Below are 17,341 nucleotides of genomic sequence, written 5' to 3'. Positions count from 1 at the left end.
TCCTGTTATGCTGATAAAATTGAAGCGTTAAAAGTATTTTCTATTTATTGATCAAGTACAATCAATCAGACCTCATTCAGCTTTAGGAGGACTATCTCCTCTGCAATTTAAAAATAAACAAAAAATATGATTTTTTTCTTTACAGTTTTAGGGGGGCACTTCAATTTCAAAAATTACTGAATGCTGAAAATAGCGACCTGTATGATGTTTTGGCTTATATCGCTTTTCATGCTGACATTTTAGAAAGAGCAACACGAGCAGACAAAGCAAAAATACACTTGGGCAACTACGATCCAAAACAGCAAGAGTTTTTAAACTTCGTTTTGAGCCAGTATGTAAAACAAGGCGTTGAAGAATTGGACGACACTAAAATAGGCGACTTGCTTGTGTTGAAATATCATGCTATTGGGGATGCAAAAAAGGAATTAGGTGATATACAAACAATAAGAGATTTGTTTATTGAAATACAAGAATATCTTTACAGTCGGAAGGTTGCTTAAAATTGCCTTCGCCATCCGTGGCTACGGCAAAAAGCTTAAGAAAATAGACTTGAAAATTATGATTCGTTAAGTGAAGTATACTATTCAGAGTTAAACGATGTATCCGAAAGAATAAAAAATTTAGCTGAAAGTTTGGCGAAAATTAGAATCCGGTCATTACCAATGCAATTAAAGAAAAAATCAAGCCGCTTTTCAAATACCTTAATTGGAATATCTCGAATGCAAGAATTAAAATCATGCTGAAAGAGAAAATTATTATTCAATACCGGTCAGTAAAGAAGCTCAAAAAGAGCCAGATCTAACCGCTTATCAAAATGGAATATTTGAGAAACAATGCTAAATATCGCTGCAAAACAATTCAAAAATATTATTTGGGTCGAAGGACTGAGGATAAAGGCATAAGTAAAAGAAAGAACAGATTATATTTGGCAAGCCTATTCTTTATTCAGGATATTAAAGCCACAAAAGAAGAACCATTAGTTACGAAAAGTCGATTTGTTAAGCATTTAACTGACTTTGAAGAGTTTCGTTTTTCGTTTTATTGCACTTTTGCTGTTAAAAATTCTGATTTAATTAATAATTATTGTGTCCTCGATTGACTTACAAAAGACTACATAGAAAATTTGATACGCTATGGGAATACTTTGAAAAAGAAAACGTTAGGCAAGGTAGCTTAAATAAATTATATATAAACGAAAAAAAGTAAAAGAGAATCGCATTCCTCCTGACAAAGCTTTCTTAAAAGATTTAGATGACGAGAAAGATGGATGGCGAATTAAACTTGCAAAAGATATATATAAATATAACCCCCAGCTTAAGCTGGGGGCGACTGAAGTTCTGCAGAATTTATCACCCAGGCGGTTCAATTAATTTGAGGGTGTAGGAAATTTTGTGTAAAATCCTTTTCCGTTTAAATTTCCATTCTCCCTTCAAAATTTATTGCAAACTGATTAATCGCAGCACCCCAATCCCGGATAGGCATGGTCCATTTTTTTGATGCATTCTGCAGAGCCAGATACAACAGTTTTTGCCGCATCATCATTGGGAAATGAAGCCCAGTTTTGATCACTTTTCAGAGCGTCATATTCAAAGACTCGATTGCATTGGTTGTGTAAATTACTTTTCTGATTTCTGCCGGATAGGCAAGAAAAGGAATTATCTCATTCCATCTGTTTTCCCAGGATTTTGAAATCATCGGATATTTTGAATCCATTTTTAGAAAATTCCTGAAGTTTTAATTTTGCTTCCTCAACGTTCACTGCATCCGATAGATTTTTTCAAGTCAGATGAAAGCTCTTTCGATTTTAAAGGAAACATACTTCAGAGAATTTCTGACCATATGAACGATACAAAGCTGAACTTCGGCATTTGGATAAATAGTTTTAATCGCTTCCGGAAAACCTGGTAAGTCCATCAACACAGGCAATCAATATATCCTGCAACCCACGGTTTTTAGTTCAGTCAGGATTTGGAGCCAGAACTTGGATCCTTCATTTTCAATCCAAGTAGCCCAAAACCTCTTTTAAAACCGTTCATATTGACGCCGATAGCCATATGAACAGCCTTGTTTTTGACCTGACCATCGTCTCTAATTTTGACCCTCAATGCATCAAGATAAATAATCGGATAGATTGAATCAATAGGTCTGGTCTGCCATTTTACTACTTCTTCGATTACACCATCTGTTACTGTGGAGATCAGATCAGGAGAAACTTCAACCTGATAGATTTCCTGAAGATGAGCCTGGATGTCGCGTGTCGTCATTCCTCGTTAATATAGAAATTATTTTATCATCAAATCCATTCAATGGGTCTGGTTTTTCTTATTATCTTCGGTTCAAATTCAGATTCCGGTCTCTGGGAACGTCGATTTGCAGGTTTCCAAAATCGCCCTTGATAGTCTTTTTCAAAAAACCATTGCGGGAATTGCCGGCACCATTTTGCCGAGAATGTTTTTCATAACCCAATTCATGGGTCAGTTCCTGCCGCATAGCCTTCTCGACTATAGCTTTGGTTAATTCTTTCAGAAGACCATTTTCACCGATCAATTCTTCAGGATTTTTGTATTCCTTGATCAACTCTTCAAGGAGCTCGTCTTTTCTGGATTTTGTTTTTGCCATATTCTTTACCCTCTTTTATTTTCGGAGTAAAAGATATTTACACAAAATTAATTACACCTTCATTAATTCTAGATCGTTTTATTTTTATTAAAGTATTATCAGATCGAGAAATCGAAGAAGACATTATTCACAATATAGTAAATAAAATCCAAAACATAAAAGAAAAATCCGCAGAGGCAGAAGATTCTTCTGCCTATTCTGTGTATGATGAATGCAAAGAAATTTTTGATGTGTTAGATAAGACATACAATGGAAGTATTTTCACAAAACGTTCTGAACTCGATTCTGTTAAGGTAAGCAATAAAGTCTTACTAGAAATTTTAAAAGACTTGCAACCGGAAAATTCTCGATATAACTTTAAAGTCATTCCTATCGAAATTCTCGGAACTATCTACGAACAGTTTTTGGGCAAAGTAGTAGTAACCACTGACAAACGTGCTAGCATTGATTATAAACCAGAAGTTAGGAAAGCAGGTGGTGTTTATTATACCCCTGATTATATTGTAAATTACATCGTAGAAAAGACGGTAGGCGAAAAGCTTCGTAGCCTCACCCTTCAGGGTGGGGGCTTGAACGACCTATTGGAAATAAAAATCTGCGATCCCGCCTGTGGTTCCGGTTCTTTTCTGTTAGCCGCTTATGATGCTTTGATAAAGTGGACTGTTGAGTATTATAAATCAAAAGTAAAAGGGGACGTAGGGACAGGTTTGAAACCTGTCCCTACGTCGTTGTCAAAGGAAGAGCGAAAATTAGTTTACCTAGACTCTGACGGACAAGTTCGCCTAACGTCTAAAATCAAACGAGATATTCTTCGTTCTTGTATTTACGGCGTAGATATTGACGCACAAGCTGTTGAAGTGACTAAGATGAGTTTGTCGCTAAAGGCTTTGGAGGACACTAATCACTATGAAGTCCATAATGAAAGGACTTTGTTTCATACTACAATCTTGCCTACATTGGAAGGAAATATTAAGTGTGGGAATAGCTTGGTGGGAACGGATTTTTATACAGATAAGGATATTTCTCTTTTTTCGATGGATTTGATGAGAAAGTTAAATGCTTTTGAATGGAATATAGAATTTCCTGCTATTTTAAATAATGGTGGATTTCATTGTGTGATTGGAAATCCGCCTTGGGTGAGACAAGAAATTTTGGAAGAAGATTTTAAGAAATACGCTCAAACCAATTCAAAACAAAAAGAAGTTCATGATAAAATAGTTTCTCTAGTGGATACTATGTTGTTGGCGCAGAAAGAGATTTCAGCCATCGGAACAGAATCAGAAAAGAGAGCTATTAATCAAAAGATTGATTTAGTTGATAGACAAATTGATAAACTTGTTTATGGTTTGTACGACCTCACTCCAGATGAAATTAAAATTGTGGAGGGGGAGAATGTCTGAACTGTGATTTAAATGATTGCCATGATTTTTTTTTAAGGAAAACTTTTCACAATACGAAATCATAAAAATCACAAATATCATAATCATAGTTCAGACAGCGGGTTTAAGATAAAAGAAGTCTACAAATATTCTGAGTTAATCTCTAAGGAGTTTAGCTCATTTTTCCATCCTGAAAAAATGCCCGCCATTACACTCCCTATGGGTCGTTAATGTCGGTCGCTTTGTTTCGCTTCGAATCTTAATTTTTGAAAATAGAAAAACTTGGGCAGGGGAGGATTCGCCATCGTTTAAAAAAACATCGTGTTTTTTTTTCACTCCGGCACGAAAGTCGCTCATTTTTCCATCCTGAAAAAATGCCCGCCATTACACTCCCTGTGGGTCGTTAATGTCGGTCGCTTTGTTTCGCTTCGAATCTTATTTTATGAAAATAGAAAAACTTGGGCAGGGGAGGATTCGAACCTCCGAAGGCGTAGCCGGCAGATTTACAGTCTGATCTCGTTGACCACTTGAGTACCTACCCATTTAGGGATAGTCTTTAATAAACAGTGGGTTTTTCCAAGGGTTACTAAAAACAAATAGCTGTCTAAGGGACTTGAACCCCCAACCGGCTGATTACAAATCAGCTGCTCTACCAATTGAGCTAAGACAGCAGGATAATTCCAGTTTTTGGAATGAATCCCTCTGGTCAAATGAAATATTTCATTTGATTTCTAAAAAATCTACAGAAACAGGGAAAATGTACTTAACGATTTCTTTGTTTCTATAGAATGGTATTTTTATCTGTAGTATGGAAAAGGAAATGGAATTATGACAAACACAATAGAATTAGAAGAAAGAGCCAAACAAATTAGAATTCAAATTATTAAAATGATCTCTGCTGCAAAATCGGGTCATCCGGGTGGTCCACTTGGGCTTGCAGATATTTTTTCTGCACTGTATTTTTCTATTTTAAAACATGATCCAAAAAATCCGGATATGGAAGACAGAGATCGATTAATTCTTTCTAATGCACATGTTTGCGCTGTTCGTTATGCTTCTATGGCTTTATCGGGTTATTTTCCTGTAGAAAAATTACTGACATTTAGGAATATCAAAAGCGATTTACAAGGTCATCCGTCCACGAGATACATGAAGGGGCTTGAATCCAGTGGTGGATCTCTAGGGCAGGGGCTTTCTGTAAGCGTTGGTTTAGCGCTTGGGGCAAGATTTCAAAAAAAAGATTATAGGGTTTATACTTGTATTTCTGATGGAGAGTGTGGAGAGGGAATGACTTGGGAAGCAGCACAATCCGCAGTACACTACAAATTGGATAATTTAACAGTATTTATGGATAGAAATTTTATTCAAATAGACGGCAATACCGAAGATGTTATGAGATTAGAGCCTCTTGGTGAAAAATTCAAGACTTTTGGTTGGAATGTAATTGATGCAGACGGACATAATTTTGATTCTATACTTTCTGGATTTGAAAAAGCAAAATCCGTAAAAGGTGTTCCCAGTCTGATTGTATTTCGTACGATTTTAGGGAAAGGCGTGTCTTTTATGGAAAATAAACCTGAATGGCACGGAACTCCACCTAGTATGGAACAAGAAAAATTGGCCTTACAGGAACTTGAGAAAGTGTAAAAAATATTTTTGTAAAATTTTATCAAATAGATTGACGAAAAAAAAATAAAATAAAAAAACATTACACTATGCGAGATAATTTACCATTTCCTATCATAGAAATTGAAGAAAAATTTTATCAACTCGATTTATCAGAAACCTTAGACGACAAAAATAGAACCATACGAGAAATTGCAGAGTTGATTCCTTGGCAGTATTCTATTATTGAAATTGTTGATTCTTTTAAAAATGCTTCTTTAAGAATCTCCAGTCGCCAATTTGCACTTGCCATCCAAATTCAAAGAACTAATTTTCGATTGAAAAGACTTGCAAAAAGAGGAAATGGGACAAATTACGATGATTTAGAAGAAGCCAGTTTTTTACTTTCAGGTATGGGAGATATATTTTCTTCTTATAGTGATTTTAAAAAAGAATTGGACAGGCTTGCATTTCGATTAAAAGAATTATTTGAATTGAACAAAGAAATTTTATCGGATGATGTAAAAGTGCACTTGCTATCAAGAGTTTTATTTCAAGAAAGTGGGTTTATAGGAAATCAAGATTCTTATGGGGATCCGAACAATTCTTATCTTACAAGAGTGATTCAATCTAAAAAAGGAATTCCGATTTCTCTGTCTGTTGTGTATCTGTTAGTTGCCAACCGTTTAAGACTTCCTGTTTATGGCACAAATATACCACTTCATTTTATTTTGCAGTATGAGTCTGAGAATTTTACAACATTTATAGATCCATTTCATGGTGGGATATTATTGGAAAAATCTACTTGTGAGAAATTTTTACGTGCAAATGGCTATGAAGATGTATCAAAATTTTTTGATAAAACAGGAACACTTTCTATTTTAAAAAGGATGTACAGAAATCTGATTCATATCTATAGAAAAAATGGTCAGCGTGAGATGGAAAGAGTTCTAACAAAACAATTGCAGATTTTGGAAAATAAAGAAGGAAACGCATTTACGGTTTAGATTTGAAATATATTTTTTCTTTTAAAAACTCATGTCTTTAAATCGTCTGAAGATTTCTTCTCTGATCGGGAAGTTTGATCAAAAACTGAGTGAAATAATTCACGAAGATTTAAAAATTATCAAAGATATAAAAACAAATGTGATTGAATCCGGCGGAAAAAGAATTCGCCCGCTTACCCATTATTTTTTTAGCGTAATGCTTGGTTATAAAGGAAGGGACAATATTTTAGTGGGCGTTGTTTCTGAGCTTATCCACGCTGCGAGTTTATTGCACGACGATGTTATAGATAAGGCTGAACTAAGAAGGGGAAAGCCAACTATAGGCAAACTCTATGGAAATAAAACTGCAATCCTGTCTGGGGATTTTCTGCTTGCTTGCGGTATCGAAAGTTTGAACAGGCTTCGTAACCCTCACTTGATGGATTCTTTTACACGAGTCATCAGAGATTTGTCTGTTGGAGAATTGATCCAGATGCAATGGGAGAGAAGTTTTGCCATTACGGAAGAAATCTACGGAAAAATAATTTATGGTAAAACTGCTTCTTTATTCGGTGCGGTTTGTGAAACTGCGGGAATTCTTTTTGGAGCTGATTCAAGGAGAGTTCAATCTTTGAAAAATTTTGGAATATTAATGGGAAATATGTTTCAGAAAAGAGACGACTATATAGATTATTTTTCTGGAGTTGCAAAAAATGGAAAAACGCCCTATAAAGATTTTTATAACGGATTATATACTTACCCCGTGATTGTACTTCGTGACCAATGCAACAAGACTGAAAAGAAAATTATTCAAAAAATATTTTCTAAGCCGGAAAGAACTTTAGAAGACACATCTGTAATAGAAAATTTTATGGACTATTACAAAATTGAGAAAACACTTCAAGACGAAATGAATTTGGAAAAACTGAAACTAATTACTTTTTTAAAAAAATTCCCGCAAAGTCCGTACAGAAAACTTATGATTGAAAGAATTGAAGATTTGTGAATACGAAGATTCTTGATGTTTCTACTTGCCACACCCGTAAAAAGTCCTTTTTGAAAATATTAACGTTCATATACATGAGAGAAATCACTGAAAGAACTATTTCTTATAAGCAAGCAATGTGTATTTTCTAATTTACACAGAATGCCGAAAAATAAAATTTATATTTAGAGGAGATTTTCTATGCCGGTTTACGAATACGAGTGTTTGACTTGTGGAAAAAATTTAGAGGTTTTGCAGTCCATGTCTCAAGTTTTTACAAAATGTTCTGAAATAGATTCTAATTGTAAGAATGACGGTAACTTGAAAAAGAAGTTGTCTAGTTTTGCGTTCACTGGAGCGACAGAATCGTCTAACGTATGTGGGCAGGGCGAGTCTTGCTGCATGAATGAACCGAGCAGTTTGTCTCATTCTGGTTGTATGTGTTGTTAATTTATTAATTAGGGGATATTCATGTCAGATAATCTAAAAAGAAGAAGTTCTATGACTACAGAGGGAGACAACAGAGCTCCCAATCGAGCCATGCTAAGAGCAGTTGGGTTTACAGATGAAGATTTTCAAAAACCTATGGTGGGCATTGCTTCAACTTGGAGTGAGATTACTCCTTGCAATATTCATATTAATCGTCTTGCTGAAAAAGTAAAAGAAGGAATTCGTGCGGCAGGCGGAATTGCTCAGACTTTTGGTACAATTACTGTATCAGACGGAATCGCAATGGGTCACGAGGGAATGAGATTTTCCCTGCCCTCGAGAGAGGTGATCGCTGACTCTATAGAGCTTGTGACGAATTCTATGAGATTTGACGGTGTAGTAGCCCTTGGTGGATGCGATAAAAATATGCCGGGTTGTCTCATGGCGCTTTGCAGATTGGACATACCTTCTATATTTGTTTATGGTGGTACAATTTTACCGGGTCACTGCGATGGACACGAAATAGACATTGTATCTATATTTGAAGCAGTAGGGAAATTCAATGAAGGAAAAATATCCAGAGAAGAATTTGTAAGAATAGAGCAAAACGCTTGTCCTGGTGCGGGTAGTTGTGGTGGAATGTACACTGCAAACACTATGTCCTCTGCGATTGAGGCGCTTGGAATGAGTCTTCCAGGCTCTGCTTCCATGCCTGCGGTAAGCTCCAGAAAAGAGAACGATTGTTATAAAACCGGATTCGCTCTACTCGAATTAATGAGAAGAGATATTACACCAAAACATATCCTCACAAAAGAGGCTTTTGAAAATGCGATCACTGTAGTGTTGGTCTTAGGAGGCTCTACCAATGCAGTTCTTCACCTGATTGCAATTGCAAAAGAAATTGGGGTCGGGCTTAGTTTAGAAGATTTTGATCGAATCAGTAAAAAGACTCCTCATCTCGCTGACTTAAAACCTGGTGGAAAATATGAAATGATAGAGTTGGACAAGGTAGGTGGAGTTCAAGCTGTGATGAAAACTCTATTAGAGAAAGGAATGCTCCATGGGGACTTGATAACAGTCACTGGTAAAACTATTGCAGAAAATCTAAAAGATGTTCCAGGGCTTGTAAAAGGACAATCTGTAGTTAGGTCATTTGACAATCCTATGCACAAGTCGGGGCCTCTTGTGATTTTAAAAGGAAATATTGCTCCAGAAGGCTCTGTTGCAAAAATTTCCGGATTGAAAAGATTTTCTATTACAGGGCCTGCTAGAGTATTTGATTCTGAGGAAGATTGCTTTGAAGCGATTGTATCTAATAAAATTAACAAAGGGGACGTAATCGTTATCCGTTACGAAGGCCCTAAGGGTGGACCGGGGATGAGGGAGATGCTCGCCGTTACCGCAGCAATCCAAGGAAAGGGTCTTGGAGAAGAAGTGGGCTTGATCACGGACGGAAGGTTTAGTGGTGGAACTCACGGAATGGTTGTAGGTCACGTTGCTCCTGAAGCCTCTCTTGGAGGACCGATTGCAGTATTGCAAGAAGGGGATAAAATTACAATAGATGCAATCCAGAATTTACTCAGTGTAGATCTGAGTGACGAAGAAATTAAAAAGCGCTTTGAAAAATGGGTAAAGCCTGAGCCAAGATATAAAACTGGTGTATTAGCTAAATACGCTCACTTAGTTCAGTCTGCAACCAATGGAGCTATCACAAATTTATTATAAAGTTTTTAATAGAACTCCAACATTTTACTGACCATAACTTTTCTGTCTAATTCGAGTAAGTAAAGTTTTTTCTTTACTGCTTTGTCAATGGATCGAACAATTACTTTGTATTTTTCGATTATGGATTTTTGTTTTTGAAAAGGTAAAAGATTTTCCGGGTCATTCAATTGGTTTACAAGGCTTGCTTTTTCTTTTTGAATAGGATTATCCGGCCAAAGTCCAGATCCTTCATTGCTTGTAAAATACTCCAAAGAAATATCGCTGTTGTCGTCCGGCTTATCTGTGTTTCCAGTTCTTGCAATGCTTTTTGGAGAAGGATTGATAAGTCTTCTCATTTCCCTGATAAAAACTTCTCCCTTAGAGTTTGTTCTCTTAAATTGAAGAATTAGCTTATCTATACTTTTTCCGTCTTGCCCGGGGTAGAGGTAAACCCTCGACTGGTATAGGTAAGTTTTTGGGTAATCAATGAACGACTCACCTCTTAAAAGCTCCAAGTCTAAATACAATTTTCCTTCCGAGTCTTTGGAGAATACGTCCGGGACAGTTTCAGGAAGATCGTTAATATAACGAGCGTGCTTTTTATCAATCCCCTTGTCCACAAATGCTTTAATTTTTCCGAGCGACTCCCCTATCGAGCCGTGCAGATTGTCGATTTCTATATCTGCAAAGCCAGCTTTGCGGAGTGCTTCTACTTGTTTGTTGAATTCCTGCTCTTCCAATGTAATCGTAGCCGGTGCAGCGGTCAGTGTAAGTGAGATTAAGAAACTGAAAAAAAATAAATATCGCATAGATTTTTCTCTCAAGGGTATAGAAATATTATCGATATTTTAACCCTTGTTTCTTTAGATAGCAATGATTTTTTTATAATTTTTTAATAAATGACTTTTTTTTCTGATTATGTCTTCTTAAAATTTACTTGTAGTGAAATATTTTAAAAAAATAAGTGAAAATACACTCTGGAAGTCTCAGGAGCGAAATATTATGCGAATCAGTAAAAAGTTTTACTACTCTTTTTTCTTACTCTCGCTCGCGCTATTTGGCTTACAATTTTTTGAGTTTAAGAATTTCATATTCAAAGATAGCGAAATTCTTTGGCTTAGAATGAATTATTCTTCTAAATCTCTAACCGAAAACTGGATCGGCTTAGATCGCTTGCCGGAGGATACCGTAAACACACTTATTCGTATTGAAGATAAAAGGTTTTTTACACACAAAGGCTACTCATTAAAAGATATTCATTCTTCTATTTTCAAGTTTATACTTTTTCATAGAAAATTAAGAGGGGCATCGACTATTACTCAGCAACTTGCAAGAACTCTATTTTTAACAAGAGAAAAAACCTTAGACAGAAAAATAAAAGAAATTAGAATTTCAGTAGATTTGGAAAAAGAGATTTCAAAAAAAGAAATTTTGGAATACTATATCAATACTGTTTATTGGGGGCATGGCAATTATGGATTGCATGCAGCGGCTTTGTATTATTTTCAAACTCCACCTGAAGAATTGGATATCTCACAAATACGATCGCTTATAGACATATTGAAAAAGCCCGACAACTACGATATAGAAGATTTTCCAGAAAATAGCTAAAATGCAAAATCTAATTTAGAAAGGCGTTTATTTCTTTTGCGATACATTCCGGTTTTTCTAAGTGGATGGCGTGCTTTGCGTAAGGAATCAATTTAAGTTTACTTCCCTTTATATAATTCGCCAGTGTATTCATCATTTTGGGAGTTGTAATCTCATCTTGAAGCCCGGAAAGAATGAGGGTAGGAATTTTAGCCTCCCCGATTTTATTTCCAAAAAATATTTCTTTCTCTCTTTTAATTGTATTTTCAGTTAAGTATTTGTATTCTGTAGAATTCCAAGCGTGAATCAAAATATTTTGAATAAAAATATTTGGCTCAGGAAATTTTTCGTAGTAGAGATGACGTAAAAGCCTTTGCAATTGAGGGCGATTTTCAGGAAAAAGAATTTCTTTCATTTCGTCTCTTTTCTTGTGTGGAGTCCCTCCGGATGAAATAAGAATAAGTTTTTTTACTATATTGTTTTTTTGTAATTTATCTTTGAGTGCAATGTGTTGAGAAATTAATCCTCCCATAGAATGACCAATTAGTGTAATATTTTTTAAGCCAAGATTTAGAATTGCCTCGTAGATTAGGTCTGCAAAAATATCCAACTGATATAAGTATTTTATTTTTGGCATCGGACTTTTACCGAATCCAGGAATATCGAATAAAAATATCTGGTATTCTTCTTTGATTAAAGGAACGATTTTTCGAAAACCGTAAGAAGCATCAAGTAACCCATGAATAAAAATGACTGGCTTTCCCGTATTTTGAGACTTGAAATAGGTCAGATGGTGGCCTCCGAGTACGACAGAGTTTTGAGATAGGTTAAGTGTATTCCTTAGATAGGAATATCTTTTGAATTCAAAATATTTAAAAAAAATTGTATAAAAAAATTTCATTGTATTTTAGAGTATAAATTTCTTGAATGATTTGGTGAATTTTCATTTGACTAAAATGCACTTTGTTATTTACTAATATTTTCTGTTAAATTATTTCAAGTAAAGAAATATATTCTAATAATAAATGGTACTTCTGTAAAAGATATTCCTATGATCGAAAATACGTAGAAACTCAAGTAAAATTCCATTGACTATCAATAAAAAAAATCGTTATTGAAATAATGCGATATATGGAATTGTAAATTTACAAGGTGAATAACAGACATGATTTGTGGCTTAAAAGGGAAAATTATAAAATTAGAAGTAAACTCTCTAAATATAGATACCGGGTGTATCGTTTACGAGGTATTGATTAGTTTTAAAACTTATTTTGAATTAAAAGAAAAAAATATCACTGAAGTTTACTTGCATGTCTATCATTCTATTTCAGATAGGGCTGAAAAACTTTTTGGATTTCTATCCAACAAAGATAGAGAATTGTTTAAAGTGATGAAATCTTTGAATGGGATAGGTGAATTGACGGCATTGAAGATATTATCTTTTATGAATTTTGAAGAATTGTACTTTGCGGTTGTAAATGAAGATAAAACAAAATTAGAAAAAATTCCAAAGGTAAAGGGGAAAACATCAGAAAAAATTCTTTTTGAAGTGAAAAGAAATATAAAGAGATTTGAAGCCTTCTTAGTTGAGGGTGAGAATTTTCAGGCTACGAAAGACGATAAGATTGAGTTGGCAGTCCTTGCACTTATTCAACTTGGATTTGAAGAAAAAACAGCCAGAAAAGAAATCACCGGTATTCTGAAAGAGAATAGCCTTACAGATACCGGAGAAATTATAAAAGCAGTTTTAAAGAAATTGTAACTATTTGTAAATTACGACTCCATCACTTCTCATAATCTTGGAAAAATCACCGGAGATTAAAATAGCTTTTGCATTAGAAAAATTTATCTGAATAATTCTCGCTTTTCCGAGTTCTTTTTTTTGCTCCATATTTATTATATCTACTACTGAACCAATGCGAACATCTTTTAGATATTGGCTTGTAATAATAATCTCCTTCGAGGCCGGCCTGACATCAAAAACTACACCAGAGAAAATGGGAAGTTTTGCAGGTTTTGCGTTTGCTCTTCCACCATCTGAAGATTCAGATTTCCCGACTCTTGCGTATCGTAAAATTCCGGCAGGCATAGTAAAAGAGGTACCTACTTGATTTACTTTATTTGGATCGTTTGAATCGACTTGCCAATAGGTAGCAATCCCTTTTTCAAAATAGATTTCTAAGTCTAATCTATTTTTTAGCATGTTAAAAGTAGATTTTTCGGCTCTATTCAATTGGAAATCTCTCCACTCACTATAAGGAGCTTGATAAAGAGCATCTTCGGAAGATGCAGTTCTTCTCCGAACTTTTTGCTTTTCAAAGTTGATTATAATTTCCATTCCGCTGACCTCAGCATAACCTTCATTGATCGCCTCGACTTGCTCTGTTTTTGCGAGATTTAACTTTAACAGAGTGCCTCGAAAAGGGTAGCGACCATTTGTATCGGGAGGAAAAATTTCTGTAGTTTCTTGGTAATATCCGTTTTCTCTTGGTTGAGATCCATCATTTGCCCACAGACCTAAAGGAGAAAAAAGAGGTGGTTCTTTTTTATTGAATACTGGTCGAACATATTTTGGGTCTATTTCTGGCTTGCTTTGGGATGTTGATGAAGTGTCAGTCTTCACTTTTTGTGGCGAAGAACAAGTGATAAAGAAAAATAATTGTAAAATTACAAATATTTTAGAAAAATTTAAAAACATAAATGTCTCCTTGAGATTTACTTTGTAATTTTGAGTAAATTTTTTTCCAGTATTTTTTGTATTTTAGTTTGAAATATTAGAATTAGTGGTAACTATTCTGAAGACTGATGACTGAAATAGAGAAGTTGGTAATTTTTTTTATTTGATTTATCTTTTACGAGTGGTTTTGAGCTTTAGAATAGTTCAGAGAATTATCTTTTTAGTACAGATTTTACACTTTTCGTGCAAAAATGTGGGATCTCCACTTTTTTCAGTAAAGTGCATGTTTTATACCAATTGTTCACCTTTCACGCAAAAATGTGGGAACTCCAATTCGGAGGACTGATGCCTGAAGTCTGAGGTCGGAAATCGTAGAGGTAGAATCTTTGCAAATAGGTTCATCTTTTAGGATGAGGTTTTGAGCTTTAGTAGAGTTTTTGAAATTTCGCATTTAGTACAGATTTTTCACTTTGTATGCAAAAATGTGGGAACTCCACTTTTTTAGGGAATTTCAAGAGATTACGCATTTAGTGTAGATTTGGGACTTTTTCTGTAAAAGCTAAAAAAATTTTCCAAAAATTGCAAAAATTTTTTTTCTAAAGCAAACTTTTTTTACCTTATAAAGGAGAGTAGAAAAATTTACTTTAGGAGAAATTTATGAACCACAAAAATTTACAGAAACCCAATCGAGCTTGCTTGTTCCAGCAAAATATATGGACGAGTTCAATAGAAGAACGACGGGTTTTTCGAGACGAAAATATTTGCACGCATTGCTGAACAGATACAGAAATGTGATTCTTTGGGGGGACTTTGAGAAGATGGAGAGGGTAAAGAAAGCGTATCAAGAGGTCGGGCAAAATTTGCAGAAGTTAAAGAATTTACCCAAATAACGAGGACTGGATTGAATTGGAGTTCTTGCAGACTGGCTTAGTATCAACAAAGACCGCTCTTTTTTACTCTTCTGTTGGTGCTTGACCTTGCCGAATGGGACATAATTCTCCCCAGCAGATTCTTCGAAATGGAGTTCCACCCTGTAACCACATGATTGCGGGGGAGCTTACCTCTCCAAGAGAAAAACAACCCGCTACAACAGACTAAAACGACAAAAACCGACGAAAAACAAAAAAAAACAAAAACGCAACCTAAAACTAAATTCAACATAGTAAGAAAAAATGCCCTTGATTTTATAAATGAATTCAGGATTATAGGAATGACAATAGGATTTACCCTAAAAAAGTCAAAAATTAAGAATTTGTAATAAGAAAAGGAAGCCTCCCGAATATGAAAATTCACGAGTTTCAGGCAAAAGAAATACTCAGGAAATACAACGTAAACACTCCATTCGGTGTTGTAATTGATTTAAAAGAAAAGGCAGATGGTGCATACAACGAGGTAGCAAAGCATTCATCTGTTGTAGTTGTGAAAGCTCAAATCCACGCAGGTGGTCGCGGAAAAGGAGGAGGGGTAAAAGTAACAAAGTCAAAAGATGAAGCAATTTCGGCAGTTAATAAAATTCTTGGGATGCAGTTAATAACTCACCAGACAGGCCCCGAAGGCAAGAAAGTCTTAAAAGTATATTTGGAGCAAGGTATAAATATTGCAAAAGAGTTTTATATTAGCATTCTTTTGGATCGATCTATTCGTAAAACAATCATCATGGCATCTACTGAGGGTGGGATGGAAATTGAAGAGGTCGCAGAAAAGCACCCGGAAAAAATTTTGAAAATTGTAGTAGATCCGGGTATCGGGCTTCAGGACAATCAGGCAAGGCAACTCGCCTATTCACTTGGATTGCCACAAGAGTCTATCAAGTCAGCTGTTCTATTTTTCATGTCTCTTTATAAAGCGTATATAGCAGAGGATTGCTCTTTACTTGAGATTAATCCATTGATATTGACTAAGGAAAACCAAATCGTTGCAGGGGATTGTAAAATAGACTTAGACGAAAACGCAGGATTTCGTCATCCGGACACTGTAGTTTACAGAGACAAGACTGAAGAAGACCCGTTAGAAGTTCAAGCTGGTGAGTTTAACCTAAACTATGTGAAGTTAGACGGAAACATTGGTTGTATGGTAAACGGTGCAGGTCTTGCAATGGCTACTATGGATATAGTTAAGTTAGCTGGAGCCGAGCCTGCAAACTTTCTCGATGTGGGTGGTGGTGCCAATGTTCATACAGTTACAAATGGGTTTAAATTAATTTTGAGTGATCCGAATGTGAAAGGTATATTTGTAAATATTTTTGGTGGGATAGTGCGTTGCGAGAGAATTGCTCAAGGAATTGTTGAAGCAGCAAAAGCTGTAAATATTACAGTACCTCTTGTAGTCAGATTAAAGGGTACAAATGCAGAGGAAGGGAAAAAATTACTTTCCGAAAGTGGGATCAAGCTTTTTGTCGCAGACCATGCGATGGAAGGTGCAGAAAAAATTGTTAGTTTAATTCGATAGGGATAGGATATGTCAGTATTAGTAAATAAAAACACAAGAGTAGTAGTTCAAGGTATTACAGGCAAAGAAGGATCATTCCATGCTTCTCAGATGATCGAGTATGGCACAAAGGTAATAGGAGGGGTTACGCCTGGAAAAGGGGGGCAAAAGTCTGAGCATGGAGTACCAATTTTTAATAGTGTCAAAGATTCAATTGATAAAGAGGGAGCCAATGCTGCGGTAATTTTTGTGCCTCCTGCTTTTGCTGCGGATGCAATTATTGAGTGTGTATTTGCGGAGATCCCACTTGTAGTTTGTATCACAGAGGGAATTCCTACCCACGATATGTTAAAGGCATGGAGTGTTTTAAAAAATTCTAAGACAAGACTCATTGGTCCAAATTGCCCGGGTTTGACTACACCTGGAGAATGTAAGATTGGTATAATGCCCGGGTTTATCCATGAGAAGGGAAGGATTGGTGTGGTGTCGAGATCCGGCACCTTGACTTACGAGTCGGTGTGGCAACTAACTTCTCTGAAATTAGGTCAATCCACTTGTATAGGTATTGGAGGAGATCCAATAGTTGGAACTACTCACACAGATGCTTTGAAATTGTTTAATGAAGACCCTGATACAGAAGGTATTGTAATGATTGGGGAAATTGGCGGTACAAGTGAAGAAGAGGCAGCCAAATACGCTAAAGAAAATATTAAAAAACCTATTGTGGGGTTTATTGCTGGTCAGACTGCACCACCCGGAAAAAGAATGGGGCACGCAGGTGCAATTATTAGTGGTGGGCTTGGCACTGCTGAGTCTAAGATGAAAGCGATGAAAGACGCAGGTATCCACGTATGTAAGTCTATTTCAGATGTTGGGATTACTATGAAAAATGCGCTTGGAAAATAACAATGTATCGGATTTGGTTAAATGAGTAGGAGGT

16 protein-coding genes, 2 tRNA genes and 1 pseudogene are annotated in these 17,341 nt (G+C 35.7%); 12 read left to right on the top strand and 7 right to left on the bottom strand.

What is annotated here, in order from left to right; all coding sequences use genetic code 11:
* Positions 1 to 113 precede the first annotated feature (113 nt).
* Positions 114 to 500: a hypothetical protein gene (locus tag HS129_09795; GenBank protein ID MBE7412334.1), complete on the top strand. Its 387-nt coding sequence runs from the start codon at positions 114 to 116 to the stop codon at positions 498 to 500.
* Between the two features lie 910 nt (positions 501 to 1,410).
* On the opposite strand, the pseudogene HS129_09790 reads toward HS129_09795, so the two are convergent.
* Positions 1,411 to 2,619 (bottom strand): annotated as a pseudogene (locus HS129_09790) (IS256 family transposase).
* On the opposite strand from HS129_09790, the gene HS129_09785 reads away from it, so the two are divergent.
* Positions 2,613 to 4,019, top strand: coding sequence for an N-6 DNA methylase (locus HS129_09785; GenBank protein ID MBE7412333.1), 1,407 nt, complete (start codon positions 2,613 to 2,615; stop codon positions 4,017 to 4,019). The pseudogene HS129_09790 and the gene HS129_09785 overlap by 7 nt on opposite strands.
* A 156-nt stretch (positions 4,020 to 4,175) precedes the next feature.
* Here the strand turns inward: HS129_09785 and HS129_09780 are convergent, their stop codons facing one another.
* The 3 genes from HS129_09780 to HS129_09770 all read right to left on the bottom strand — a co-directional run bounded on the left by HS129_09780 (position 4,176) and on the right by HS129_09770 (position 4,669).
* A complete protein-coding gene (locus HS129_09780; protein ID MBE7412332.1) occupies positions 4,176 to 4,355 on the bottom strand; it encodes a hypothetical protein in 180 nt (59 codons plus the stop codon).
* Between the two features lie 102 nt (positions 4,356 to 4,457).
* A tRNA-Tyr gene (locus tag HS129_09775) sits at positions 4,458 to 4,539 on the bottom strand.
* A gap of 57 nt (positions 4,540 to 4,596) precedes the next feature.
* Positions 4,597 to 4,669 (bottom strand) — tRNA-Thr (locus HS129_09770).
* A gap of 157 nt (positions 4,670 to 4,826) precedes the next feature.
* On the opposite strand from HS129_09770, the gene HS129_09765 reads away from it, so the two are divergent.
* The 5 genes from HS129_09765 (at position 4,827) to ilvD (ending at position 9,728) form a co-directional block, all read left to right on the top strand.
* Complete coding sequence (locus HS129_09765) at positions 4,827 to 5,645, top strand: transketolase (protein ID MBE7412331.1); 819 nt, start codon at positions 4,827 to 4,829, stop codon at positions 5,643 to 5,645.
* A 68-nt stretch (positions 5,646 to 5,713) separates the two neighbouring features.
* Positions 5,714 to 6,610, top strand: coding sequence for a transglutaminase (locus HS129_09760; GenBank protein MBE7412330.1), 897 nt, complete (start codon positions 5,714 to 5,716; stop codon positions 6,608 to 6,610).
* 31 nt (positions 6,611 to 6,641) lie between these two features.
* Positions 6,642 to 7,595, top strand: a complete 954-nt coding sequence (locus HS129_09755; GenBank protein MBE7412329.1) for a polyprenyl synthetase family protein — start codon at positions 6,642 to 6,644, stop codon at positions 7,593 to 7,595.
* 180 nt (positions 7,596 to 7,775) lie between these two features.
* Positions 7,776 to 8,024: a hypothetical protein gene (locus HS129_09750; protein MBE7412328.1), complete on the top strand. Its 249-nt coding sequence runs from the start codon at positions 7,776 to 7,778 to the stop codon at positions 8,022 to 8,024.
* Positions 8,025 to 8,045: 21 nt separating this feature from the next.
* Positions 8,046 to 9,728 carry a dihydroxy-acid dehydratase gene (ilvD, locus tag HS129_09745; protein MBE7412327.1) on the top strand — a complete coding sequence of 561 codons (1,683 nt, stop codon included), beginning with the start codon at positions 8,046 to 8,048 and terminating at the stop codon, positions 9,726 to 9,728.
* A gap of 5 nt (positions 9,729 to 9,733) precedes the next feature.
* Here ilvD and HS129_09740 read toward each other — a convergent pair whose 3' ends face one another.
* The gene (locus tag HS129_09740; protein MBE7412326.1) at positions 9,734 to 10,516 is read right to left on the bottom strand and encodes a hypothetical protein; all 783 of its coding nucleotides are present in this window, start codon (positions 10,514 to 10,516) and stop codon (positions 9,734 to 9,736) included.
* 193 nt (positions 10,517 to 10,709) lie between these two features.
* On the opposite strand from HS129_09740, the gene HS129_09735 reads away from it, so the two are divergent.
* The gene (locus HS129_09735) at positions 10,710 to 11,318 is read left to right on the top strand and encodes a transglycosylase domain-containing protein (protein MBE7412325.1); all 609 of its coding nucleotides are present in this window, start codon (positions 10,710 to 10,712) and stop codon (positions 11,316 to 11,318) included.
* A gap of 10 nt (positions 11,319 to 11,328) precedes the next feature.
* Here the strand turns inward: HS129_09735 and HS129_09730 are convergent, their stop codons facing one another.
* Positions 11,329 to 12,198 (bottom strand): alpha/beta hydrolase, encoded by an 870-nt coding sequence (locus HS129_09730; protein ID MBE7412324.1) that lies wholly within the window; start codon positions 12,196 to 12,198, stop codon positions 11,329 to 11,331.
* A 264-nt stretch (positions 12,199 to 12,462) separates the two neighbouring features.
* Here HS129_09730 and HS129_09725 point away from each other — a divergent pair, with 264 nt between their 5' ends.
* Entirely contained in the window at positions 12,463 to 13,059 is a 597-nt protein-coding gene (locus HS129_09725; protein ID MBE7412323.1) for a Holliday junction branch migration protein RuvA, read from the top strand.
* Here HS129_09725 and HS129_09720 read toward each other — a convergent pair whose 3' ends face one another.
* Positions 13,060 to 13,995: a hypothetical protein gene (locus HS129_09720; GenBank protein ID MBE7412322.1), complete on the bottom strand. Its 936-nt coding sequence runs from the start codon at positions 13,993 to 13,995 to the stop codon at positions 13,060 to 13,062.
* Positions 13,996 to 14,666: 671 nt separating this feature from the next.
* On the opposite strand from HS129_09720, the gene HS129_09715 reads away from it, so the two are divergent.
* The 3 genes from HS129_09715 (at position 14,667) to sucD (ending at position 17,307) form a co-directional block, all read left to right on the top strand.
* Positions 14,667 to 14,864 (top strand): hypothetical protein, encoded by a 198-nt coding sequence (locus HS129_09715; GenBank protein ID MBE7412321.1) that lies wholly within the window; start codon positions 14,667 to 14,669, stop codon positions 14,862 to 14,864.
* 391 nt (positions 14,865 to 15,255) lie between these two features.
* On the top strand, positions 15,256 to 16,422 hold the full coding sequence (gene sucC / locus HS129_09710; protein ID MBE7412320.1) for an ADP-forming succinate--CoA ligase subunit beta: 1,167 nt from the start codon (positions 15,256 to 15,258) through the stop codon (positions 16,420 to 16,422).
* 9 nt (positions 16,423 to 16,431) lie between these two features.
* Entirely contained in the window at positions 16,432 to 17,307 is an 876-nt protein-coding gene (sucD, locus tag HS129_09705; GenBank protein MBE7412319.1) for a succinate--CoA ligase subunit alpha, read from the top strand.
* The last annotated feature ends 34 nt before the right edge of the window (positions 17,308 to 17,341 follow it).

Source organism: Leptospiraceae bacterium (genome assembly GCA_015075105.1).
Lineage (GTDB): Bacteria > Spirochaetota > Leptospiria > Leptospirales > Leptospiraceae > JABWCC01.
This window is presented reverse-complemented; position numbering and strand designations above follow the sequence as displayed.